18 protein-coding genes and 1 pseudogene are annotated in these 21,915 nt (G+C 68.4%); 13 read left to right on the top strand and 6 right to left on the bottom strand.

From position 1 onward, the window contains the following. Positions 1-123 precede the first annotated feature (123 nt). The 6 genes and pseudogenes from MLGJGCBP_RS09100 to MLGJGCBP_RS09075 all read left to right on the top strand — a co-directional run bounded on the left by MLGJGCBP_RS09100 (position 124) and on the right by MLGJGCBP_RS09075 (position 8,903). A complete protein-coding gene (locus MLGJGCBP_RS09100) occupies positions 124-552 on the top strand; it encodes a single-stranded DNA-binding protein (RefSeq protein ID WP_160094945.1) in 429 nt (142 codons plus the stop codon). Positions 553-686: 134 nt separating this feature from the next. Continuing rightward, on the top strand, positions 687-2,366 hold the full coding sequence (gene ettA, locus MLGJGCBP_RS09095) for an energy-dependent translational throttle protein EttA (RefSeq protein WP_160094943.1): 1,680 nt from the start codon (positions 687-689) through the stop codon (positions 2,364-2,366). A 4-nt stretch (positions 2,367-2,370) separates the two neighbouring features. Beyond that, positions 2,371-2,793, top strand: coding sequence for an acyl-CoA thioesterase (locus tag MLGJGCBP_RS09090; RefSeq protein ID WP_087561022.1), 423 nt, complete (start codon positions 2,371-2,373; stop codon positions 2,791-2,793). Positions 2,794-2,901: 108 nt separating this feature from the next. Continuing rightward, entirely contained in the window at positions 2,902-7,803 is a 4,902-nt protein-coding gene (locus tag MLGJGCBP_RS09085) for an NAD-glutamate dehydrogenase (protein WP_160094941.1), read from the top strand. Further along, a pseudogene (locus tag MLGJGCBP_RS09080) lies at positions 7,800-8,224 on the top strand (acyl-CoA thioesterase). Before MLGJGCBP_RS09085 ends, MLGJGCBP_RS09080 begins: the two are co-directional and overlap by 4 nt. Next, positions 8,217-8,903, top strand: coding sequence for a hypothetical protein (locus tag MLGJGCBP_RS09075; protein WP_160094939.1), 687 nt, complete (start codon positions 8,217-8,219; stop codon positions 8,901-8,903). The pseudogene MLGJGCBP_RS09080 and the gene MLGJGCBP_RS09075 overlap by 8 nt, the downstream one beginning before the upstream one ends. 28 nt (positions 8,904-8,931) lie before the next feature. On the opposite strand, the gene MLGJGCBP_RS09070 is transcribed toward MLGJGCBP_RS09075, so the two are convergent. Together MLGJGCBP_RS09070 and MLGJGCBP_RS09065 are read right to left on the bottom strand one after the other, a co-directional pair. Then, a complete protein-coding gene (locus MLGJGCBP_RS09070) occupies positions 8,932-10,527 on the bottom strand; it encodes a glycoside hydrolase family 13 protein (RefSeq protein ID WP_160094937.1) in 1,596 nt (531 codons plus the stop codon). 67 nt (positions 10,528-10,594) lie between these two features. Further along, positions 10,595-10,990, bottom strand: coding sequence for a globin (locus MLGJGCBP_RS09065; RefSeq protein WP_043824253.1), 396 nt, complete (start codon positions 10,988-10,990; stop codon positions 10,595-10,597). Positions 10,991-11,130: 140 nt separating this feature from the next. Here MLGJGCBP_RS09065 and MLGJGCBP_RS09060 point away from each other — a divergent pair, with 140 nt between their 5' ends. The 4 genes from MLGJGCBP_RS09060 to dinB all read left to right on the top strand — a co-directional run bounded on the left by MLGJGCBP_RS09060 (position 11,131) and on the right by dinB (position 13,956). Further along, a complete protein-coding gene (locus MLGJGCBP_RS09060) occupies positions 11,131-11,802 on the top strand; it encodes an HNH endonuclease (RefSeq protein WP_179220415.1) in 672 nt (223 codons plus the stop codon). Between the two features lie 75 nt (positions 11,803-11,877). Continuing rightward, positions 11,878-12,138 carry an aa3-type cytochrome oxidase subunit CtaJ gene (ctaJ, locus tag MLGJGCBP_RS09055; RefSeq protein WP_012688329.1) on the top strand — a complete coding sequence of 87 codons (261 nt, stop codon included), beginning with the start codon at positions 11,878-11,880 and terminating at the stop codon, positions 12,136-12,138. After that, positions 12,125-12,601, top strand: coding sequence for a DUF5130 domain-containing protein (locus MLGJGCBP_RS09050; protein ID WP_160094935.1), 477 nt, complete (start codon positions 12,125-12,127; stop codon positions 12,599-12,601). Before ctaJ ends, MLGJGCBP_RS09050 begins: the two co-directional genes overlap by 14 nt. A gap of 128 nt (positions 12,602-12,729) precedes the next feature. Further along, positions 12,730-13,956: a DNA polymerase IV gene (gene dinB, locus MLGJGCBP_RS09045; protein ID WP_160094933.1), complete on the top strand. Its 1,227-nt coding sequence runs from the start codon at positions 12,730-12,732 to the stop codon at positions 13,954-13,956. A gap of 21 nt (positions 13,957-13,977) precedes the next feature. Here dinB and pepN read toward each other — a convergent pair whose 3' ends face one another. Together pepN and MLGJGCBP_RS09035 are read right to left on the bottom strand one after the other, a co-directional pair. Then, complete coding sequence (gene pepN / locus MLGJGCBP_RS09040; RefSeq protein ID WP_160094931.1) at positions 13,978-16,557, bottom strand: aminopeptidase N; 2,580 nt, start codon at positions 16,555-16,557, stop codon at positions 13,978-13,980. A gap of 72 nt (positions 16,558-16,629) precedes the next feature. Next, on the bottom strand, positions 16,630-17,865 hold the full coding sequence (locus tag MLGJGCBP_RS09035) for an NAD(P)/FAD-dependent oxidoreductase (RefSeq protein ID WP_160094929.1): 1,236 nt from the start codon (positions 17,863-17,865) through the stop codon (positions 16,630-16,632). A 127-nt stretch (positions 17,866-17,992) separates the two neighbouring features. On the opposite strand from MLGJGCBP_RS09035, the gene MLGJGCBP_RS09030 reads away from it, so the two are divergent. Next, entirely contained in the window at positions 17,993-18,622 is a 630-nt protein-coding gene (locus MLGJGCBP_RS09030) for a DsbA family oxidoreductase (RefSeq protein ID WP_012688322.1), read from the top strand. A gap of 12 nt (positions 18,623-18,634) precedes the next feature. Here MLGJGCBP_RS09030 and MLGJGCBP_RS09025 read toward each other — a convergent pair whose 3' ends face one another. Further along, positions 18,635-19,609, bottom strand: a complete 975-nt coding sequence (locus MLGJGCBP_RS09025; protein WP_087561013.1) for a M48 family metallopeptidase — start codon at positions 19,607-19,609, stop codon at positions 18,635-18,637. 67 nt (positions 19,610-19,676) lie between these two features. On the opposite strand from MLGJGCBP_RS09025, the gene MLGJGCBP_RS09020 reads away from it, so the two are divergent. Both MLGJGCBP_RS09020 and MLGJGCBP_RS09015 read left to right on the top strand, forming a co-directional pair. After that, complete coding sequence (locus tag MLGJGCBP_RS09020) at positions 19,677-20,150, top strand: ribose-5-phosphate isomerase (protein WP_005248193.1); 474 nt, start codon at positions 19,677-19,679, stop codon at positions 20,148-20,150. Positions 20,151-20,156: 6 nt separating this feature from the next. Then, on the top strand, positions 20,157-20,954 hold the full coding sequence (locus MLGJGCBP_RS09015; protein ID WP_160094927.1) for an Fpg/Nei family DNA glycosylase: 798 nt from the start codon (positions 20,157-20,159) through the stop codon (positions 20,952-20,954). An 8-nt stretch (positions 20,955-20,962) separates the two neighbouring features. On the opposite strand, the gene MLGJGCBP_RS09010 is transcribed toward MLGJGCBP_RS09015, so the two are convergent. Continuing rightward, positions 20,963-21,781 carry a DUF1542 domain-containing protein gene (locus MLGJGCBP_RS09010; protein ID WP_160094925.1) on the bottom strand — a complete coding sequence of 273 codons (819 nt, stop codon included), beginning with the start codon at positions 21,779-21,781 and terminating at the stop codon, positions 20,963-20,965. Between the last annotated feature and the right edge of the window lie 134 nt (positions 21,782-21,915).

Genomic DNA, 21,915 nt, shown 5'->3' with positions numbered 1-21,915 from the left:
TTCGCGGTTCCATCCACAACCGCCCCGTTTCTCCACAGATGTCTGCTGCAGGCCGAAAACGACGCCGCCGGACGGCACGCTGTGAGTGAAGGCACCTTGCCGCACTCACAGGGGGTAGACGTCATGTACGAAACGCACGGCACCGTCGTCGGAACGGTCATCACCAGCCCGGTCACCCGGTCGAATGCGGCCGGTGACGAGTTCCTCAGTTTTCGGATGGCGAGCACGGTCCGGCGCCGAGACCACGCGACGGGGGAGTGGCGTGACGGGAGCACGCTCTACCTCACGGTGACCTGCAGACGCCGGCTGATGGCCGGCGTCGTCGCCTCGATCACGAAGGGCGACCCCGTCCTCGTGACGGGCGAGTTGCGCACCACCGAATACACCACCCGCGACGGCGTAGCCCGTTCCGACCTGGAGTTGAGTGCCACCGCGATCGGACCGGACCTGGCCCGGTGCACGGTCGTGCTCGAGCGCGCGCCGAGAACGACCGACGGTGGTGCGGGGAACCCGGCGACCGAAGAGGTGGCCACCCGGTCCCTCGTCGCGTAGCGCACCTGCGGGTATCGGCGCCGACCTCTGCGTTCCCGGCGCCGGTGCCCGCAGCATCTTCCCGGGAAGCCCCCGATCACGTCCCCGACCCTCCGCGATGTGGGTTCGTCGCGCCTCACCATTAGGCTGGCCCCATGGCTGAGTTCATTTACACGATGAAGAAGGTGCGCAAGGCGCACGGTGACAAGGTCATCCTCGATGACGTCACGATGAGCTTCTACCCCGGCGCCAAGATCGGTGTGGTCGGCCCGAACGGCGCGGGTAAGTCCAGCATCCTCAAGATCATGGCGGGGCTGGATCAGCCGGGCAACGGTGAAGCGTTCATCGCTCCCGGTGCCACCGTCGGGATCCTCATGCAGGAACCGCACCTGGACGAGACGAAGACCGTTCGCGAGAACGTCGAAGAGGGCATGGGTGAAACCATGGTCCAGCTCAAGCGGTACAACGAGATCGCCGAGCTGATGGCAACCGACTACTCCGACGAGCTGATGGAGGAGATGGGCGAGCTCCAGGAGAAGCTCGACCATGCCGACGCGTGGGAGATCGATTCCCAGCTGGAGCAGGCGATGGACGCACTGCGTTGTCCGCCGCCGGAGGACATGGTCACTCACCTCTCCGGTGGTGAGAAGCGCCGCGTCGCCCTCTGCAAGCTGCTGCTCAGCAAGCCCGACCTGCTGCTGCTCGACGAGCCGACCAACCACCTCGACGCGGAGAGCGTCCTGTGGCTGGAGCAGCACCTCGCCGCCTACCCGGGTGCGATCCTGGCCGTCACCCACGACCGGTACTTCCTCGACCACGTCGCCCAGTGGATCTGTGAGGTCGACCGCGGCCGCCTGTACCCGTACGAAGGCAACTACTCCACCTACCTGGAGCAGAAGGCTGCCCGGCTTGAGGTCCAGGGCAAGAAGGACCAAAAGCTGCAGAAACGCCTCAAGGAGGAGCTGGCCTGGGTCCGTTCGGGAGCGAAGGCCCGTCAGGCCAAGAACAAGGCCCGCCTCGACCGCTACGAGGAAATGGCCAACGAGGCCGAGAAGACCCGCAAGCTCGACTTCGACGAGATCCAGATCCCTGCGCCGCCGCGCCTCGGCGACGTCGTGGTGGAGGTGTCGAACCTCGACAAGGGCTTCGACGGCCGGGTCCTGATCAAGGACCTGTCGTTCACCCTGCCGCGTAACGGCATCGTCGGCGTGATCGGCCCCAACGGTGTCGGTAAGACCACGCTGTTCAAGACCGTCGTCGGGCTCGAGGACCCGGACGCGGGCGAGGTGAAGATCGGTCAGACCGTCAAGCTCAGCTACGTCGACCAGAACCGCACCGGCATCGACCCCGACAAGACGGTGTGGGAGGTCGTGTCCGACGGTCTCGATCACATCGTGGTCGGCCAGACGGAGATGCCGTCGCGCGCCTACATCAGCTCGTTCGGGTTCAAGGGCCACGATCAGCAGAAGCCGGCGGGCGTGCTGTCCGGTGGTGAGCGCAACCGCCTGAACCTCGCGATGACGCTCAAGCAGGGCGGAAACCTGATCCTGCTCGACGAACCGACCAACGACCTCGACGTCGAAACCCTCGGTTCGCTGGAGAACGCGCTCGAACAGTTCCCCGGCTGCGCCGTCGTGATCTCCCACGACCGCTGGTTCCTCGACCGGACCTGCACGCATATCCTCGCGTGGGAGGGCGGCTTCGGCGACAACGAGGCTGCCTGGTACTGGTACGAGGGCAACTTCGAGGGCTACGAGGCCAACAAGGTCGAGCGGCTCGGACCGGATGCGGCACGTCCGCACCGCGTCACGCACCGCAAGCTCACGAGGGACTGACCTGGTGGGGCAGCAGGCCTTCACGTACGAGATCCAGGTCCGGTGGGGTGACTCCGACCGCCTGGGTCACGTCAACAACACCCGCTTCATGGAGTACATGCAGGAAGCGCGGATCGCATTCCTGACCGCCGAACTGCGGGCCGCCGGCGCGCAGCCCGGTGCGATGGTGGTGCGCAAGATGGACGTGGAATTCCTGCGTCCCGTCACCGACGCCTCCGGTCCGCTGACGATCGACGTGTCGGTGCTCCATGTCGGCAATTCGTCGTACACGATCCGGCACGTCGTCACGAACCGCGACGGCGTCCACTGTGCGACGGGCGACGCCCTGATGGTGGCGTTCGACGTGAAGACCGAACGGTCGCGTCCGCTGTCCGAGGCGGAACGCGACGGGCTCGAGAAGTACCTCGCGCCGGTGACCACCGGCTGACGGATCCGGCACGCGGGGTGCCCGAAGTTCACCCTCTGTTCCCATCGCCGCGGGCTAGTCTCGAGAGAGTTGCCCGCGGCGATCGGAACGAAGAGGAAGTGAGCCCCGATGACGGAATCGGCAGCACTGAAAGATGCGGAGTGGGCGCGGAATCTGCCCGAAGGTCTCCGGTCTCAGGTGCCGACTCTCGCAGCCGTGTACTTCCGGCACGTCGATCGCGGTGACAGCGAGAGCGCCGTCAACGGCGCTTCCGACGCCGTGCTCGGCGCGCATCTGACGCTGGCCCTGCATCGGCCCCCGGAGCGCGCGATCACCCGGGTCTACCGGCCGGGAGACGGGCGCGAACTCGGTGCGTCCCTGCAGATCGTCACGGACGACATGCCGCTGCTCGTCGAATCGATCACCGCACTGCTGAACCGGCTCGGCATCGGGATCAGCGAGTTCGTGCACCCGATCGTGTCGGTGCAGCGTGATCCGATCGGCGCATTGCGCGGAATCCTCATGGGAGACAAGGCCAAGGATGCCGACGAGGACGGTATGTCCGAGTCGTGGATCCACGTCCAACTCGATCCGCGTGCCGACTCCGCGGTGCTCGACACGCTCGAGAAGGAGGTCGGCACCGTCCTGGCCGACGTGCGCCAGGTGGTACGGGACACCGACATCATGCGCAAGCTCGAGCGGACGCTGGCCGACGAACTCGAGGCGTCAGCACCCTGTCCGGGTGTGTCGAAGAACGACCTGGAGGACTGCGCCGACCTGCTGCGGTGGATGTCGCAGGGCAACTACGCGGCGCTCGGGTACCGTCGTTTCGAACTGGGGGGGCCGGACGATTCCGGCGCCCGGAGCCTGCAGGTGGTGCCGGGCAGTGGTCTCGGACTGCTGCGCTCCGACACGGTCACCGAGGGCCCGCTGAGTCTGCCGCCGGCCGCCGAGATCCCCGACCGACCCCTGCTCGTGCTCACGCAGGGCTCGTTCCCCGCGACCGTGCACCGCTCGGTCTACCCGTTCTTCGTCGGTGTGAGCATCCTCGACGCGAACGGCAACATCACCGGTGAGCACCGCTTCCTCGGCGTCTTCACCGTCACGGCGCTGCACGAGAACGTCCTCGACATTCCGGTGATCGCTCGCCGGGTACGCAAGGTGATCGACCGGGCGGGGTTCCAGCTGAACTCGTATTCGGGGCAGGCGATGCTGGAGGTCATCCAGTCGTTCCCGCGCACCGAACTGTTCTCGAGTGACGCGGACACCCTGTTCGACACGGTGACGGCCGTGCACAGCATCGGGCTCAGGCGCCAGGTGCGCCTGTTCGTGCGTGAGGACTTTCTCGGACGGTTCGTCTCCTGCCTGATCTACCTGCCCCGGGATCGGTACACCACCCGGGTCCGGCTCGCCATGCAGGACATCCTGCTGCGGGAATTCGGCGGCGGCACTTTGGAATACACCGCACGCGTCACGGAGTCCGATCTGGCGTTGCTGCACGTGACGATCCGCAAGAACATCGAACACAGGGGGTCGTTGCTCGACCTGTCGGACGCCGACCGCGAACGGGTCCAGGCGATGCTGGCCGAGGCGAGCCGCAGCTGGGACGATCACCTCGGGGACCTGTTGCCGGTCACCGCCGGTGTGGATCCCATTCTGGCGCAGCGTTATGCCGACGTGCTGCCCGAGGGGTACAAGGAGGATTTCGACGCCACCCGGGCGTTGTCGGATCTCGCGAGGCTGGAGGCGCTCGAAGGCGGCTCCATCGACCTGCTGCTGTACCGCGACCGTGGGGCGGAGGTCGGGCACTGGCGGTTCACCCTGTATGTGGGCGGCGACGGTATTTCGCTGAGCCAGGTGCTTCCGGTGCTGCAGAGCCTGGGCGTGGAGGTCCTCGACGAACGCCCCTACCAGATTCCGCGGCCCGACGGGTTGACGTGCTGGATCTACGATTTCGGGTTGTCGGTGCCCGCTGAGTTGCTCCGCTCCTCGGTGGAGGACGACCTCGACGCCGAACTCGCCGCCGAGGAGGCGTCCGCGGCCGAACCGAAGCTTCAGGAACGGTTCACGGAGGCGTTCACCGCGGTCTGGTTCGGGCGCGCGGAGGCCGACCGGTTCAACGAGCTGATCCTGCGGGCGGGGGTGTCGTGGCGGCAGGCCGTGATCCTGCGTGCGTACGCAAAGTATTTGCGCCAGGCGGGTTTTCCGTACAGTCAGTTCCACATCGAGGGGGTTGCGCTGGCCAATCCCCGGTCGGCGTACACGCTCGTCGAATTGTTCGAGGCGATGTTCGACCCGGAGGCGCCCTCACCCGACCTGGTGGCCGAACTCGACACCCGTCTGCGGGAGTACATCGACTCCGTGGTCAGCCTCGACGCCGACCGCATCCTGCGCGGCCTGTTCGGGTTGATCAAGTCGACGCTGCGCACCAACTATTTCGTAGTCGGCGAGACCGGGGAGCCGCCGGCTCATCTGTCGATCAAGCTCGATCCGACCTCGATCCAGGAACTGCCGAAGCCCCGGCCGAAGTACGAGATCTTCGTGTACTCACCCGACGTCGAAGGTGTGCACTTGCGGTTCGGGTCCGTCGCTCGCGGCGGGTTGCGCTGGTCCGACCGGCGTGAGGACTTCCGCACCGAGATCCTGGGGTTGGCGAAGGCGCAGGCCGTGAAGAACGCGGTGATCGTCCCGGTCGGGGCGAAGGGCGGGTTCGTCGTCAAGAATCCGCCGACACCGTCGGGGGACGCGGCGGCCGACCGCGCGGCGGCGCTCGAGGCGGGCCAGGACTGCTACCGCACGTTCATCTGCGGTCTCCTGGACCTCACCGACAACGTCGATCACGTGTCGGGGGAGATCGTGCCTCCTGCCCGGGTGGTGCGGCGGGACGGTGACGACCGGTATCTCGTCGTGGCCGCGGACAAGGGCACCGCGAAGTTCTCCGACCTCGCCAATTCGGTTGCGGAGCAGTACAACTTCTGGCTCGGCGACGCGTTCGCGTCCGGTGGGTCGGCCGGGTACGACCACAAGGGGATGGGCATCACCGCCCGCGGCGCCTGGGAGAGCGTGAAACGGCACTTCCGGGAGATGGGGGTCGACACCCAGGCCGAGGACTTCACCACGGTCGGTGTCGGCGACATGAGCGGCGACGTGTTCGGGAACGGCATGCTTCTGAGCAGGCACATCCGGCTGGTCGCGGCATTCGACCACCGGCACATCTTCCTCGACCCCGATCCCGACGCCGCCACCGCGTTCGAGGAGCGGTCCCGGATGTTCGCGCTGCCCCGGTCGTCGTGGGCCGACTACGACACCGGCATCATCAGCGCGGGCGGCGGAGTGTGGGACCGGACCCGCAAATCGGTCCCGATCAGCGCCGCCGCGCGTGCCGCCCTCGGACTCGACGACACCGTCACCGAACTCTCCCCACCGGAACTGGTCCGGGCGATCCTGTGTGCCCCGGTGGATCTGCTGTGGAACGGCGGGATCGGCACGTATGTCAAGGCGTCCACCGAGACCAACGCGATGGTGGGCGACAAGAGCAACGACTCCGTGCGCGTCGACGGCAACGAAGTGCGGGCCAGGGTGGTCGGTGAGGGCGGCAACCTGGGGGTGACGGCACTCGGCCGCATCGAGTACAGCCAGAACGGTGGCCGGATCAACACCGACGCCATCGACAACTCGGCGGGCGTCGACTGCTCCGATCACGAGGTGAACATCAAGATCCTGCTGGACTCGCTGGTGAGCGGCGGCGGGTTGCCTCGGGAGGACCGCAATCCGCTGCTGGCGTCGATGACCGACGAGGTGGCCCACCTCGTTCTCGCGAACAACATCGCCCAGAACAACCTCCTCGGTGTCTCCCGGACCAGCGCGGTCCCCATGCTGAGCGTGCACCGCCGTCAGATCGAGCACCTGGCGTCCCGCCGCGGTCTCGACCGCAAACTCGAGGCTCTGCCCACCGAGGAGGAGATCGCCCGTCGCAGGCAGGCCGGGCAGGGGCTGACGTCGCCGGAACTCGCGACCCTCACCGCCCACGTGAAGCTTGCGCTCAAGGACGACCTCCTCGCGACGGACCTGCCGGACAGCGAGACGTTCGCGCCGCGGCTGCCGCGGTACTTCCCGACGGTGCTGCGGAAGCAGTTCCGCACGGCGATCAAGGCGCATCCCCTGCGCAGGCAGATCGTGGCGACGATGCTCGCGAACGAGACCATCGACAACGGCGGAATCACCTTCGCGTACCGATTGGCGGACGAGGCGGGTGCGAGCAGCACCGACGCCATCCGCGCGTATGCGGCGGTCACCGAGATCTTCGCCCTGCCCGACCTGTGGTCGAGGATCCGGTCGGCGAACATCGCCGCGGACATCGAGGACGACCTGATCCTCGAGTCGGGCCGTCTTCTGGACCGGGCGTCGCGCTGGTTGCTGACCAATCGGCCCCAGCCTCTCGCGGTGGGTGCCGAGATCGCCCGCTACTCCGCCGACTTCCGGGCCCTCTCGCCGAAGGTGCCGCAACTCGTGCGGGGGCATCAGCTCACCGACGTGGAAACGCGGGTGCGGCCGCTCGTCGTCCGCGGAGCGCCCGAAGACCTGGCCTTCGAGGTGTTCCGGCTCCTCGACAAGTTCTGCCTGCTCGACATCATCGACATCGCCGACATCGCCGAGCGCGACATCGACGAGGTCGCCGAGCTGTACTACGAGCTCGACGCACACCTCGGCATCGACTGGCTGCTCAGCGCGGTGTCCACCCTCGCGCGTGGCGACCGCTGGCATTCGCTGGCCCGTCTCGCGTTGCGCGACGACCTCTACAGTTCGCTGCGCCAGCTCACGATGGAAGTGCTGCTCGGTGGCGAACCTCACGAGACGCCGCAGGAGAAGATCGACGACTGGGAGTCGACGAACGCGTCCCGGCTGGCCAGGGCGAGGTCCGCTCTCACCGAGATTTTCGAGTCTGGGACCCTTGACCTCGCGACGCTCTCGGTGGCGGCGCGTCAGGTACGCAGCATGGTGCGCGGTATGGGCACCCGATCGGAGGTATGACGTTGAGCGAGGGCTTTCACGCGGAGGTCGAAGTTCGATGGTCGGACATGGACGTCTTCCAGCACATCAACCACGCTCGGATGGTGACGCTGCTGGAGGAGGCGCGGATTCCCTGGCTGTTCGAGGACGACCGGCCCACGGTCACATTGCGTGACGGCGCGGCCTCGCCGACCTGCACGTGCGCTACCGCGGGCAGCTCCGGCACAGCGATTCACCGCTCGACGTCCTGATGTGGGTCGAGAAGGTTCGCGCCGTCGATTTCACGATCAACTACGAGGTCCGCCCGAAGGGTGTCGACGTGTCGGTCGCGCCGTCCATCATCGCGTCGACGCAGATCGCGGCGTTCGACATCGACACCCAGCGGCTCCGCAGGATCACCGACGTCGAGCGCGGTTACCTGGAGAGCTGGCAGCGTGCATGAGCGCGTCCTGTCGATCCCGGACGCGACGGAGCGCGGCGATCTCGCCACCTTCCTGACCCGGGTGGTCCGGTTGGACGAGGCGACGGTGGTCCGCCTCCGTCAACGCGGACCCGGCCGCCTGACGGCTTGGGCGGCAACCGGTTTCGACGCGCTCGCGGTGCGCACGATCGCGGGGACGATCACCCCGGACGACACGTCGGCTGCCGGCGACCAACTGCTCGCCGCGCTCGAAGCGGCGACCGCCGCCGACATCGATCCGGGGTTCTCGATGGATTCGGCGTGGCGGGGCGCCCTGCCTCCGACGGAGGGGTTCGTCCACGTCGACGACGTCCCGGCGCGCGTCTTGGTCGACCTCGCACAGCGCGGTGCGGCGCTGGCGCAGGAGCACGGCAGCAGCCACGGTCCGCCTGCGTCCCTGCTCGACCAGGAGGTGCTGCGGGTGGAGGGCGCGGAGCAGTCCGTCGGCATCCCGATGCGGGTGGTGTTCGCGCTCACCGCGATGGGGTTCGTCCCGCACGCCGGCTCGGATCGGTTGACCGCCGACATCGACCTCGAACGCATCGACGCCTCGGAACTGGTCCGGGTGCGCGCCACCGCGTCGTGGCTGCGGGTGGACGCCCGGTTCGGGTCGATCTACCGGCACCGTGGTGGGGGGATTCCGCTGTCGGTGGCGCGGTAGCCCCGCGCCGCAACCGGGGGAGCGTGGCTCAGATGAGCCACGCAGCCGCGTTCGGCGGAAGCTGTCCCTCGACGAGCGGCGCGCTGCTGAGCAGCACCTCACCGGGCGGCAGCGAGATCGGCGCCTCGGTGGCGTTCAGGGCGCAGATCAGACCACCGCGCCTGCGGAAGGCGAAGCAGCCCTCGGGGCTGCCGTACCAGTCGACTCCGGGACCGGAGAACTCCGGACGGAACGAGCGCAGTTCGAGTGCCGCCCGGTACAGCGAGAGTGTCGACGTCACGTCCTCGAGTTGCGCCTCGACGGTCAGCGGGGCCCACTCGACCGGCATCGGCAGCCAGGGTTCGCCCGTGCTGAACCCGAACGGCGGTTCGGTGCCCTCCCACGGAACGGGCACCCGGCATCCGTCGCGGCCGCGTTCGGCGTGACCGGACCGCTCCCACACCGGGTCCTGCAACGCCGCATCGGGCAGGTCGACGTTGGGCAGGCCGAGTTCGGCGCCGTTGTACAGGAACGCCGCACCCGGCAGCGCCAGTTCGACGAGGATCATGGCCCGGGCGCGTGCTGTGCCGATCTCGCCGCCGCCGTACCGGGTGACCTCCCGTTCGACGTCGTGATTCGACAGGGTCCAGGTGGGGGTTCCGCCGACCTGGTCGACGGCGGTCAGGGAGTTCTCGATGGCCTCCCGGACCGTCTCCGCCGAGAACGCGGCCTCCGCCAGCCGGAAGTTGAACCCGAGGTGCAGTTCGTCGGGCCGGATGTACTCGCCGAAGCGTTCGTTGTCGCGGACCCAGATCTCCCCGACGGCCACCGTGCCCGGGTACTCGTCGAGGACCTTGCGGATGCCGCGGTGGATGTCGTGGACCGCGGGGTTGTCGAACCGCGGGTCGTCGTCCGAGTTGTGCAGCAGTTCGTTGGCGGACCAGTCGTGATCCGGCAGGCCTTCCGGCTTCGCCATGCCGTGCGCGACGTCGATGCGGAATCCGTCGACGCCCCGGTCGAGCCAGAACCGCAGCGTCTTCGTGAGATCCTCGACGACCTCCGGGTTGTCCCAGTTCAGGTCGGGCTGCTCCGCCGCGAAGATGTGCAGGTACCACTGGCCGGGTGTGCCGTCGGCCTCGGTGATCCGCGTCCACGCCGGACCGCCGAAGATGCTCGGCCAGTTGTTCGGCGGCTCCGCGCCGTCCTTGCCACGGCCGTCGCGGAAGAAGTACCGGTTCCGTTCCGGACTGCCCGGCGGCGACGCCACGGCGGCACGGAACCAGTCGTGCTCGACGCTGGTGTGATTGGGCACCAGGTCCATCGTCACCTTGATCTGGCGCGCGTGCGCCGCCTCGATCAGCTCGTCCATGACCTCGAGATCGCCGAACAGTGGGTCGATGTCGCGCGGATCGGACACGTCGTAGCCGTGATCGGCCATCGGTGAACGCATGACCGGGCTCAGCCAGAGGGCGTCGACACCGAGCAGTTCGAGGTAGCCGAGTTTGTCCCGCACTCCCTGGAGATCGCCGACACCGTCACCGTTCGCGTCGGCGAACGAGCGGGGATAGATCTGGTAGAAGACGGCGTCGGACCACCAGGGTGCCGGCTGTGTGTCGTCGGCGGGCGTTTCGGCGGGAGTGCTCACAATCGCCCATCGTGCCAAACGATCGTCCCCGCCACGACTCGACCGGCGTAATCGGCGCGCGGCGGTTTCAGAAGGCGGAGTTCACCATCGACGCCGCGGCCATGTCCATGTACTCCCTCAGAGCCTTGCGGTGCGCGTCGTCGAGGGTCCCGGAGTCGATCGACGCGATCGCCGTGTGCATGCACCGGAGCCACGCGTCGCGCTCGATCGGGCCGATCTTGAACGGATGGTGACGCATCCGCAGCCGCGGATGGCCACGCTCGTCCGAATAGGTGTGCGGTCCGCCCCAGTACTGCTCGAGGAACATCCGCATCCGGCGCTCGGCCGGACCCAGGTCTTCCTCGGGATAGAGGGGCCGCACGATGTCGTCCTTGGCGACTTCCTCGTAGAAGCGCGCGGTGAGCTTGCGGAACGTCTCCGCTCCGCCCACCGCCTCATAGAAGGTCTGCTGCACGTCAGTCATGGCGTCTTCCATTGTGCACGTGCGGGCGCGAACGGTCTTCGTCACCGTCTGTTCACCGAATGTCCTGCATTTTTGTCGGAAATGGGCGTGCGCACGCAGGCGATTCATGGTGCACTTGGTGGCAATCTCCCGGAGGTCGCATGAAGAATCGACACAGCGCCCGCGCGCACCGACAACTCGTGCCCACTGATGCCCGGAGTGCCGGGGTTTCAGGGGCGTTTGCTTTACAAGTGATCACCGAAGGCTCCGCGCACAGCGCCGAGCCTTCTTTCCCGGGCGAGAATGCGGTTCCGCTCTGGATCAAGCGCCGGGTGCTTCTGCTGAACGTCACCTACGAGCCGCTCACCGCCCTTCCTGCCCGCCGTGCCGTGGTGTTGATGACCTGCGGTAAGGCCGACACCGTCCACGAGGATCCGCAGGCCCCGGTCGTCCACTCCGAGCAGTGGTCCGTCCAGGTGCCGTCCGTGATCCGCCTCCGCAACTACGTCCGCGTCCCGTACCGCGCGCGCGTCCCGATGACCCGCGCAGCCCTCATGCACCGCGACCGGTTCCGCTGCGGCTACTGCGGGTCCAAGGCCGAGACGGTCGACCACGTGGTTCCCCGCAGTCGTGGCGGCGAGCATTCGTGGGAGAACTGCGTCGCCTGCTGCGCGCCCTGCAACCATCGCAAGGCGGACAAGTTGCTGAGCGAACTCGGCTGGACGCTCCGGGCCTCACTGGTGCCGCCGTCGGGCCCGCACTGGCGACTGCTGGCGTCGACGAAGGACCTGCACCCGTCGTGGATGCCCTACCTCGGTGAAGGCGCCGCCTGAGCGTTCCGCGCGACCGCTCCGCGAAGTTCGGCCCTGACGCTTCCCTTCGCACGGTTCTGGGCTACCGTTTGCGGTGTGAGCATTCTCGAGACAGTGCTGATATTCGTAGGAATTCCGGCGTTGATCACCGCCTTCTTCGCGGCGATGTCGTTCGTCGGCAAGAAGACGCCGGGCCCCGTGCCGCCCGCGTTCCACCTCGGCGAGGAATGGACGCATGCGCCGGTGCTGTGGAGCGCCGTCGACGAGGTGACCACGCACGGTCATCACGGCGGACACCACGGCGCGCACGCCGGTTCGGAAGACCTGATTGGAGGCTCGGCAAGTGGCAAGTGGTGACCTGATCCCCGCGACCGTATCCGCGGACAATCTGCCCGTCGGCAGCGTCGTGACCGCCAGCGGTCGCATCTCGGGCGTGCACCGCGTCGGTGAGCCCTTCACCGACGACCTGCCGTTCACGACGGACGAACTCGTCCGCCTCGACGATGCCCTCACCGAAGGCACCCGCAAGACGAAGGTGCGCTTCAACGCGTACATCGGCGACCTCGGCGAGAACACCGCGGTCGGCGCCGATGCGCTCTTCCCGACGACCCCCGAGGCGGAACGGTCCGTCCTCATCGCGGTCTCGCCCAACCAGCGGACGGTCGAGATCCGCAGCGGCCGGGCCGTGGCCAACCGGGTCACCGACCGGGTTGCCCAGCTCGGGGCGACGGCGGCGGTGTCGTCGTTCGGCGACGGAGACCTCATCGACGGTCTCGTCAGTGCCATCCGCGTGATGAGCGCGGCGATCGCCTCGCCGTAGATCCGCACAGACCGGCGTCCGCACGGCCCGTCACCGTTCAGTCCTCCTGAACCGTGACGGGCCGTCGGTGTCTCGGCGACCGAGGGGCCGAACCGCGCTCGACTTCTGTCGGTGGTCGATGCGAACATATGTTCGTGTCCGATTCGCCGCGCCCCCGCATCTCGAGTGGCGCCGAGGCGACCATCCTGCACGCCGACCTCGACGCGTTCTACGCCTCGGTGGAGCAACGGGACGACCCCGCACTGCGGGGTCGTCCGGTGATCGTCGGCGGAGGAGTCGTGCTGGCCGCGAGCTACGAGGCGAAGGCGTACGGGGTGCGCACGGCGAGTAGCGGCGCCCAGGCCTTGCGGCTGTGCCCGCACGCGGTCGTCGTGCGCCCGCGGATGTCGGCGTACGCCGCCGCGAGCAAGGCGGTGTTCGAGGTCTTCGGACACACGACACCGCTGGTCGAGGGTCTGTCGATCGACGAGGCGTTCCTCGACGTCGCGGGTCTGCGCAAGATCGCGGGCGCACCGGTCGACATCGCGGCGCGACTGCGCCGCGATGTGCGCGAGCAGGTGGGTCTGCCGATCACCGTCGGCGTCGCGAGAACGAAGTTCCTCGCCAAGGTCGCCAGCGCGGTCGGCAAGCCCGACGGACTGCTGCACGTGCCGCCGGACGGGGAGATCGAGTTCCTCCACCCGCTGCCGGTCGAACGGCTGTGGGGAGTCGGGGCGGTGACGTCGCGCAAGCTCCGCGACGCCGGGATCGCGACCGTCGGCCAGTTGGCCCACTATCCGGAGGAGTTGCTCGTGTCCATCGTCGGACCGGCGGCGGGCCACCACCTCCACGCGCTCGCCTGGGCGCGCGATCCCCGTCCCGTGCAGGTGGGGCGCAGACGGAGGTCCGTCGGCGCCCAGCACGCGCTCGGGCGCAGACCCACGTCGCGGGAGGACGTGGACGCCGCCCTGGTGACACTGGTCGACCGGGTGGCGGGCCGGCTGCGCCGCGGCAAGCGGGTGGGGCGCACGGTGGTGCTGCGGCTGCGGTTCGACGACTTCACCCGGGTCACCCGATCGCACACCCTGGCGCAGCCGTCGGCGCAGACGCAGACGATCCTCACCACGGCCCGTGGGCTGCTCGGCAACGCGATGCCGATGATCGAGAGCAAGGGCATCACCCTCGTCGGTGTCGCGGTGGCCAACCTCGAGGACGACTGCCCGCAGCAATTGGCGCTGCCGTTCGATCCGTACACAAGCAGCACGCTCGACACCACGCTCGACAGCCTCCGCGACCGATTCGGCTCCGCGGCGGTCACCCGCGCGGTGCTGCTCGGCCGGGACCAGGGGGTGAGCGTGCCGATCCTGCCGGACTAGGCCGGCAGGATCGGCCACCGATCAGCTCGCGTCGAACTTCCGGGCCGCGAGCGACCGGACGATTCCCGCGCGGCCCTCGACCACCAGGCGGCGCAGCGCCGGCGGACGGTCGCCGGCCAGGAACTCGTCGGCCGCCGCGACGGACTCCTCGCTGATCGACCACGACGGGTAGAGGCCCACCACCACGGTCTGTGCGACCTCGCTCGAACGCCGCTCCCACACCGCGGGAATGTCCGCGAAGTAGCGGGCGACGTACGGCTCGAGAATGTCGGACTGACCGTGACCGGCGAACGCGCCGATGATCGCGCGGGCGGTGATGTTCGGCACGGAGTCGTCGCCGACCACCCGGTTCCAGGCCTGTTCCTTCACCGCGGCCTGCGGGCGGACGGTGGCCGCGGCGGCGGCGTTGCGGGCCCCTGCCGCGGTCGGGTCGCGTTCGGCTTCGGCGTCGATGAACGGCGTCTCGATGCCGTCGGCGTCGATCTCACCGGCCCCGGCGAGGGCCGTGACGAGACGCCAGCGCAGATCCGTGTCGACGACGAGCCCCGGCAGCCCGACCGTTTCCGGTGCCGCGTCCAGCAGTTCCTGCAGGACCTCGGTGTGCCACGGCGACAGCTGCGCGCCCGCCAGCGCGTTGACGAACGCCAGCTGGTGATCCGAACCGGCCTCGGCCTCCCGCGCCAGCTCGAGGAGGCGGTTCGCGAAGTCGGGCCAGCCGTGTTCCTTGGACCACCCGGGTTCGGCGTAGCTGTGCAGCGCGGTCTGGGCCTGCATCAGCAGTCGCTGGACAACGCCGACCTCGGTTTCGGCGCCGATGCCGCGCTGCACGAGCGCGACGAAGTCCCGCGCCTTGAGTTCGGCCTGCCGCGTCATCTCCCACGCCGCCGACCACACCAGGGTGCGGGGGAGCGGCTCCTCGATGTCGCCGATCCGCTCGATGGCGGTGGCCAGCGAGTCGGGGTCGAGGCGCAGCGAGCAGTACGTGAGGTCGTCGTCGTTGACGAGGATCAGCTGACCGCGTTCGACACCGACGAGGTCGGTGACGTCGGTGCGTTCGGTGGCGTCGACGTCGAGTTCCACCCGCTTCGTGCGCACCAGCTTGCCGTCCCGGTCGTCGTACACGCCGACCGCGATGCGGTGCACCCGTTGCTCACCGGCACCCGGTGCGGCGCCGGACTGCAGCACGGTGAACCGGGTGAACTTGCCGTCCGCGTCGACGTCGAATTCGGGACGCAGGATGTTGAGCCCGGTCGTCTTGAGCCACTGGGTGCCCCAGTCGGACAGGTCGCGGCCCGAGGACTTCTCGAGTGCGCCGAGGAGGTCGTCGAACGTGGCGTTGTCGAAGGCGTGGTCGCGGAAGTAGTCCCGCAGACCGGACAGGAAGGGGTCGAGTCCGACGTACGCGACGAGTTGCTTGAGGACGGACGCACCCTTCGCGTACGTGATGCCGTCGAAATTCACCTCGACCGCCGCGAGGTCCGGGATGTCGGCGGCGATGGGGTGGGTGGACGGCAGCTGATCCTGCCGGTACGCCCAGGACTTCTCGACGTTGGCGAACGTGGTCCAGGCGTTGGTGTATTCGGTGGCCTCGCTCTGGCAGAGCACGGAGGCGAACGTCGCGAAGGACTCGTTGAGCCACAGGTCGTCCCACCAGCGCATGGTGACGAGGTCGCCGAACCACATGTGCGCCATCTCGTGCAGCACGGTCTCGGCGCGCCGCTCGTACGACGCCCGCGTCACCTTGGACCGGAAGACGTAGTCCTCGAGGAACGTCACGGCGCCGGCGTTCTCCATTGCGCCCGCGTTGAATTCGGGGACGAACAGCTGGTCGTACTTCCCGAACGCGTAGGGGGTGCCGAAGTTGCGGTGGTAGAAGTCGAAGCCCTGCTTGGTTTCCGTGAACAGGCGCTCGGCGTCCATGTGCTCGCCGAGGGAGGCGCGGCAGTAGATCGCGAGGGGGATGTCGCCGTGCTCGTCGGAGTAGTTGTCGGTCCACTCCGCGTACGGGCCCGCGATCAGCGCGACGAGGTAGGTGCTCATCTTCGGGGTGGTGCGGAAGATGTGCCTGCCGGGTTCGGCCGCCACCGTCTCGACGGTCGCGGAGTTGGAGATCACCTTCCAGTCGGCGGGGGACGTGACGTGAACGTCGAACGTCGCCTTCAGGTCGGGCTGGTCGAAGCAGGCGAACATCCGCTTGGCGTCGGCCGTCTCGAACTGCGAGTACAGGTAGACGGCGTCGTCGGTGGGGTCCACGAAGCGGTGCAGACCTTCACCGGTGTGCGAGTACGCGCAGTCCGCCTCGACCACCAGTTCATTGCGTTCCGCGAGACCGGTGAGCGTGATGCCGGTGGACTCGTCGTAATCCGCGACGTCGACGGGGGAGCCGTTCAGCGTGGCCGAATGCACACGCGCAGCGACGATGTCGACGAACGTGGACGCGCCGGGGGTGGCCCCGAACGTGACGGTGGTCCGCGAGGAGAACGTCTCGACTCCGGGTTGACCTGTCCCGTCGGTGAGGTCGAGTTCGATCAGGTAGTTGTCGACGGTCAGCAGTCCGGCTCGTTCGGCTGCCTGTTCGCGGGTCAGGTTCGGTGGGGCCACAGAGGTCTCCTCGTGATCGGCGGCGGTGCTCTAACTCGATGCTGCCATCCCATCACGAGTGGGCCGGGGGTGTTAACCGGACAGGTCGGTCAGCGGCACCGCGGGGTCGGCCAGCCGGTCGGGATCGACCGGGGCGGTCGAGGACACCAGTTGCTTGATCTGATCGGTGGCGTCCCAGATGTTGACGTTCATGCCTGCGAGGACGTGGTTGTCCGCGTCCAGCCAGAACGCGAGGAACTCGCGTCCGGGAAGGTTGCCGCGCACCACGACCCGCTCGTATCCGTCGGACGGGGCGTACCCGGTGTACTCCATGCCCAGGTCGAACTGGTCGGTGAAGAAGTACGGCAGCCGCGTGTATTCGGCCTTCTGGCCGAGCATCGTCGCCGCGGCGACCGCCGGCTGGTTGAGGGCGTTCGCCCAGTGCTCGACCCGGATCCGGGTGCCGAGTTGCGGATGCAGTTGCGCCGCGATGTCGCCGACCGCGACGACGTCGGGGTCGCTGGTCTGCAATCCGGCGTCGACGAGAACCCCGCCGTCGACGTCGAGCCCGGCCCGTTCGGCGATCTCGATGTTGGGCGCGGCGCCGACGGCGACGAGGACCGCGTCGGCGGGCAGGACCGTCCCGTCGTCGAGCCGCACACCGGTGGCCTTGCCGTCCTCGACGACGATCTGATCGACCGTGGCACCGAGGTGCAGCTGAACGCCGTGCTCGCGGTGCAGTTCCGCGAACACCGTGCCCATCTCGGGGCCGAGCGAGCCGAGGAGTGGGAGTTCGGCGGCTTCCACCACCGTCACGTCGGCACCCTTCTCCCGGGCGGACGCTCCCACTTCGAGACCGATCCAGCCTGCGCCGATCACGACGAGGCGCTTGCCGCCGCCGACCGCGGCGATCAACCGGTCCGACTCGTCGATGGTGCGCAGGTAGTGGACGCCCTCCGCGTCGGAACCGGTGATCGGTGGGCGACGCGACCGCGAACCCGTGGCCAGCGCGAGCTTGTCGTACCCGAGCGTGGAACCGTCCGGCAGCGTCACCGTGTGGGCGCCGAGGTCGAGGGCAGTGGCGGTGGTGCCGTACCGCAGGTCCACGTGATGGTCGCGGTACCAGTCGCCGTGGTGGACGGTGAAGTCGCCGAGAGCCTTCTTTCCGGCGAAGTGTTCCTTCGAGAGCGGAGGCCGCTCGTAGGGGAGGTGTTCCTCCTCCGAGAGGAGAATGATCGATCCGTCGAAATCCTTGTCACGCAATGCTTCTGCCGTTTTCGCTCCGGCGAGGCCACCGCCGACGACGACGAACGTGCGAGTGGAGGACATGTGAGGATGCTCCCTTCGGGTCGACCACTTCCGACCCTACTGCCGCCGGCGGGGTCTCCGGGAAGGATTCCCGGCAGGGAGGTGTTGACTGAACCGGATCGTGTACATCACCGAGAAGGAGCAACACGTGAGCGCTGGGACGAACACCGGTACTGCCAAGGACGTCGCCGACTTCTGGTTCGACCCGTTGTGCCCGTGGTGCTGGATCACGTCGCGATGGATTCTCGAGGCCGCCGAGGTGCGGGACCTCGAGGCGAACTTCCACGTCATGAGCCTGGCCGTCCTCAACGAGGGCCGGGATCTGCCGGACGAATACCGCGAACTCATGACCCGGGCGTGGGGGCCGGTGCGGGTGCTGATCGCGGCTGCGCAGAAGCACGGCGACGAGATCCTGCTGCCGCTGTACACCGCGATGGGCACGCTCATCCACAACGAGGGCAACAAGGACGTCGACGACGTGATCGTGAAGTCGCTCGCCGAGGTCGGTCTGCCCGCCGAACTGGCCGAGGCCGCCGGATCGGACGAGTACGACGCCGCGCTGCGCGAGAGCCACGCCGCGGGCATGGACGCCGTCGGACCGGACGTCGGAACCCCGACCATCCACGTCAACGGTGTCGCCTTCTTCGGCCCCGTGCTGTCGCGGATTCCGCGCGGCGAGGACGCGGGCAAGGTGTGGGACGGCGCGGTCGCGCTCGCCGGCTACCCGCACTTCTTCGAACTCAAGCGCACCCGCACCGAGGACCCTCAGTTCGACTGAGTCCCGTCCCGGTCACCGAGTGACGGGCCCGGCCGGATCGCCCGCGTACTGCAATTGCAGCGGATCGCGGTAGATCTGGCCGGGTTTGACGAACAGGTGACCGTGCCGGGTCCGGTTCCGCAGGGCCGCGGCGCGCCAGGTCAGCACCGGATGGCCCGACAGCAGATTCACGAACCACGGGAAGAACCCGTTTTCGGTGGTGGCCCGGTCGGCGAGTTCGTCGAATCCGACGACGCTCACCAGATACTTGCCCGCGCCGAGCACGCCCATCGCGCCGCGGGCGCCCTGCGGCCGCACGCAGTAGCCGTGGTTGTCGGCGGTGTATTCCATCGACCGGAACAGGGCCGACCCGACGACGGGAATGTAGTTGGCGGCGAACTGTCCCAGTTGCCGCCAGTACGAGGCGTGGCCTGCGGCGATGTGACCGACCTCGTGGCCGATGATGAAGGCGAGGGCATCGGGCTCGCGGGCCTCGCCGCCGATCTCGAACAGATCGCTGTACACCACGACGAAGCGGCGGAAGCCGTGCCCGGACGCGAACGCGTTGATCCGGCCGTTCCCGAGGACGACATACGCGTCGGGCGGCTCGGCCATCCCGAACCGTGCGGCCGCTTCCGCCACCATCCGGTAGCCGTCGGGGAACTGGGTGGGCGTCATCTTGATCCCGTTCACCTGCTGCGAGCCGTACAGCTGGCCGCGGCCGACGGCGATGAGGATCGGCGCGACCAGCACGATGAGCACCCAGGTGGACACCACCCCCAGGAACAGCGCCGCGATCGCCGCCACGTAGGCGACTACGGTGAGCACGACCGCGGCCACGAGCAGCGGGATCTCCCACGAGTGCCGGGCCGGTCGGTCGTTCGGCATAAGGCCCGGCAACGGGGCCGGGGGATTCCATCCCGTCCCGCCGCCCCACTGCTGCTGCGCGGGAGCCTGCCGATGTCCCGGATACGCCTGTCCCCAGTTCTGTCCGTTGTCGGGATACATGCTGATCACGATAAGCGTCCCGGGGCCCCGGCACGATTCGCGAGGACGCCTGACAGAATCACCAGTCATGCGCGTATACCTGGGTGCCGACCATGCCGGATTCGAACGTAAGAACGAGATCATCGAACATCTGAAGGCCGCGGGCCACGAGACCGTCGACTGCGGCGCTCACGTCTACGACGCCCTCGACGACTACCCCGCCTTCTGCATCGAGACGGCACGTCGTGTCGTCGCCGACGAGGGCAGCCTCGGCATCGTGCTCGGCGGCAGCGGCAACGGCGAGCAGATCGCGGCGAACAAGGTGAAGGGTGCGCGTTGCGCCCTCGCGTGGAGCGTCGAGACCGCGCAGCTCGCCCGCCAGCACAACAACGCCCAGCTGATCGGACTCGGCGGGCGCATGCACTCGCTCGAGGAGTCCCTCGCGATCGTGGACGCGTTCCTCGCCGCCGAGTGGTCGAACGAGGAGCGCCACCAGCGCCGTATCGACATCCTGTCCGAGTTCGAGAAGACCGGTGTCGCCCCGGCCCTGCCCGAGGCCTGATCGTCCTTGCCCGAAGGTCACACCCTGCACCGGCTGGCCCGGCTACATCAGCGCCGGTTCGCCGGTGCGCCGGTGCGGGTGCTGAGCCCGCAGGGCAGATTCTCCGAGGACGCGGCCCTCGTCGACGGCCGCGTCCTCGTCAAGTCCGAGGCCTGGGGTAAACACCTGTGGCATCACTACGAGTCCGGGCTGGTCGTGCACGTCCACCTGGGCCTGTACGGAGCGTTCACGGAAGCGGCCGTTCCCATGGAACCGCCGGTCGGGCAGGTCCGGATGCGGATGGTCGGCGCCGAATTCGGCACCGACCTGCGCGGCCCGACGGCGTGTGAGGTTCTCCACCCGCCGCAGGTCGCGGCCATCGAGGCGCGACTCGGACCGGACCCGCTGCGCAAGGACGCCGACCCCGACAAGGCGTGGAAACGCATCTCGGCGTCGAAGACCCCGATCGGGGCGCTGCTCATGGATCAGGCCGTGATCGCGGGCGTCGGCAACGTGTACCGGGCGGAGGTCCTGTTCCGGCACGGGATCGACCCGGAGCGGCCCGGCCGCGGACTGTCGCGCGACGAGTGGGACGCGCTGTGGGCCGACCTCGTCGCCCTCATGAAGGTCGGTGTGCGACGCGGCAAGATGCACGTCGTCCGCCCCGAGGACGATCACGGCGATCCGGCGTACGCGAAGGACCGCCCCCGGACGTACGTCTACCGGCGGGCGGGATCGCCGTGCCGCGTCTGCGGCACCCCGGTGGCCCACTCGGTCATGAAGGGCCGCAACCTCTTCTGGTGCCCGACCTGCCAGCCGTCCTGACGGCCGCGTCAGAAGTCGAAACCGCCACCGAAGTCGAAGCCGCCGCCGCCGTCCCCGCCGCCGAAGTCGAATCCGCCGCCGTCGCCGCCGGCGTCCCCGCCCATGTCGCCACCGTCGCCGCCGGAGTCGCCGCCGTCGCCGCCGGCATCTGCGCCCGCGTCACCGCCGCCGTCCTGCGACGCGTCGCCCGCGCCGCTCTCGAAGGCCTGCGCGTCGTATCCCACCCCGTCCATCCCGGAGAACATCGCCGAGAACAGGAACATCGAACCGAGGCCCCACGCGCCCGCGACGAGGGCGGGCTTCCACCACGGCTCCGAGTACCAGCCCGCGGGAACCGGGCGTCCCGCGACGCGACCGCCCGGGTAGTAGTTCGGTGTCCTCGACGACGGGTTCGGCGACGCGGCGACCTGCCTGCCCTCGAACTCGACCTCACGGTCCTCGGTGACCGCGCCCGCGGACTTCTGCCCGTCGATCGACGGGACGTCGGGGCCGGGGTCCATGCCCATGGCAGTCCGCGCGGCGCGGATGTAATAGAGGCCCTCGAGCGCCGTCTGCTTGGCGAGACGCGCCTGGACGGGGGTGGATGCCTGGTCGATCTGGGAGCCCGCCGCCGTGTAGCGCTCGGACGCGTCGGCCAGCGCCTGCTGTGAGGCGGTGTCGGACCCGGTGAGGCTGTACACCTGCCCGCCGAGTCGTTCGATGGCCTGGCGAGCGTCCGCCTTGGCGTCCTCGAGCTGGTTCGCGGTCTGCCCGGCGCGGTTGTTGCGGCTCCTCACCACCAGGAAGGCGACCGCCGCCACGATCACGAGAATGAGTAGCAGTTCCACGGTGGGCCTCCGGAGTTCTCGCGGACCGCCGGCTGCGGGGGCTGCGGCATCCGCGAGTAGGGGACAAATCGGACATCTCCCAGAGTACTGATCGAAATCCGGGTTACGCGCTGGGCGAACGGGCGCGGGAGCGA

It is taken from the genome of Rhodococcus sp. T7 (assembly GCF_009872365.1).
Lineage (GTDB): Bacteria > Actinomycetota > Actinomycetes > Mycobacteriales > Mycobacteriaceae > Rhodococcus_F.
This window is presented reverse-complemented; position numbering and strand designations above follow the sequence as displayed.

What these genes read in the sequence shown, in the direction of transcription:
- MLGJGCBP_RS09100 (WP_160094945.1), top strand. Translation starts at nt 124, where the DNA reads ATGTACGAAACGCACGGCACCGTCGTCGGAACGGTCATCACCAGCCCG.
- ettA (WP_160094943.1), top strand. Translation starts at nt 687, where the DNA reads ATGGCTGAGTTCATTTACACGATGAAGAAGGTGCGCAAGGCGCACGGT.
- MLGJGCBP_RS09085 (WP_160094941.1), top strand. Translation starts at nt 2,902, where the DNA reads ATGACGGAATCGGCAGCACTGAAAGATGCGGAGTGGGCGCGGAATCTG.
- MLGJGCBP_RS09065 (WP_043824253.1), bottom strand. Translation starts at nt 10,990, where the DNA reads ATGACTGACGTGCAGCAGACCTTCTATGAGGCGGTGGGCGGAGCGGAG.
- MLGJGCBP_RS09060 (WP_179220415.1), top strand. Translation starts at nt 11,131, where the DNA reads ATGAAGAATCGACACAGCGCCCGCGCGCACCGACAACTCGTGCCCACT.
- dinB (WP_160094933.1), top strand. Translation starts at nt 12,730, where the DNA reads ATGTTCGTGTCCGATTCGCCGCGCCCCCGCATCTCGAGTGGCGCCGAG.
- MLGJGCBP_RS09035 (WP_160094929.1), bottom strand. Translation starts at nt 17,865, where the DNA reads ATGTCCTCCACTCGCACGTTCGTCGTCGTCGGCGGTGGCCTCGCCGGA.
- MLGJGCBP_RS09025 (WP_087561013.1), bottom strand. Translation starts at nt 19,609, where the DNA reads ATGTATCCCGACAACGGACAGAACTGGGGACAGGCGTATCCGGGACAT.
- MLGJGCBP_RS09020 (WP_005248193.1), top strand. Translation starts at nt 19,677, where the DNA reads ATGCGCGTATACCTGGGTGCCGACCATGCCGGATTCGAACGTAAGAAC.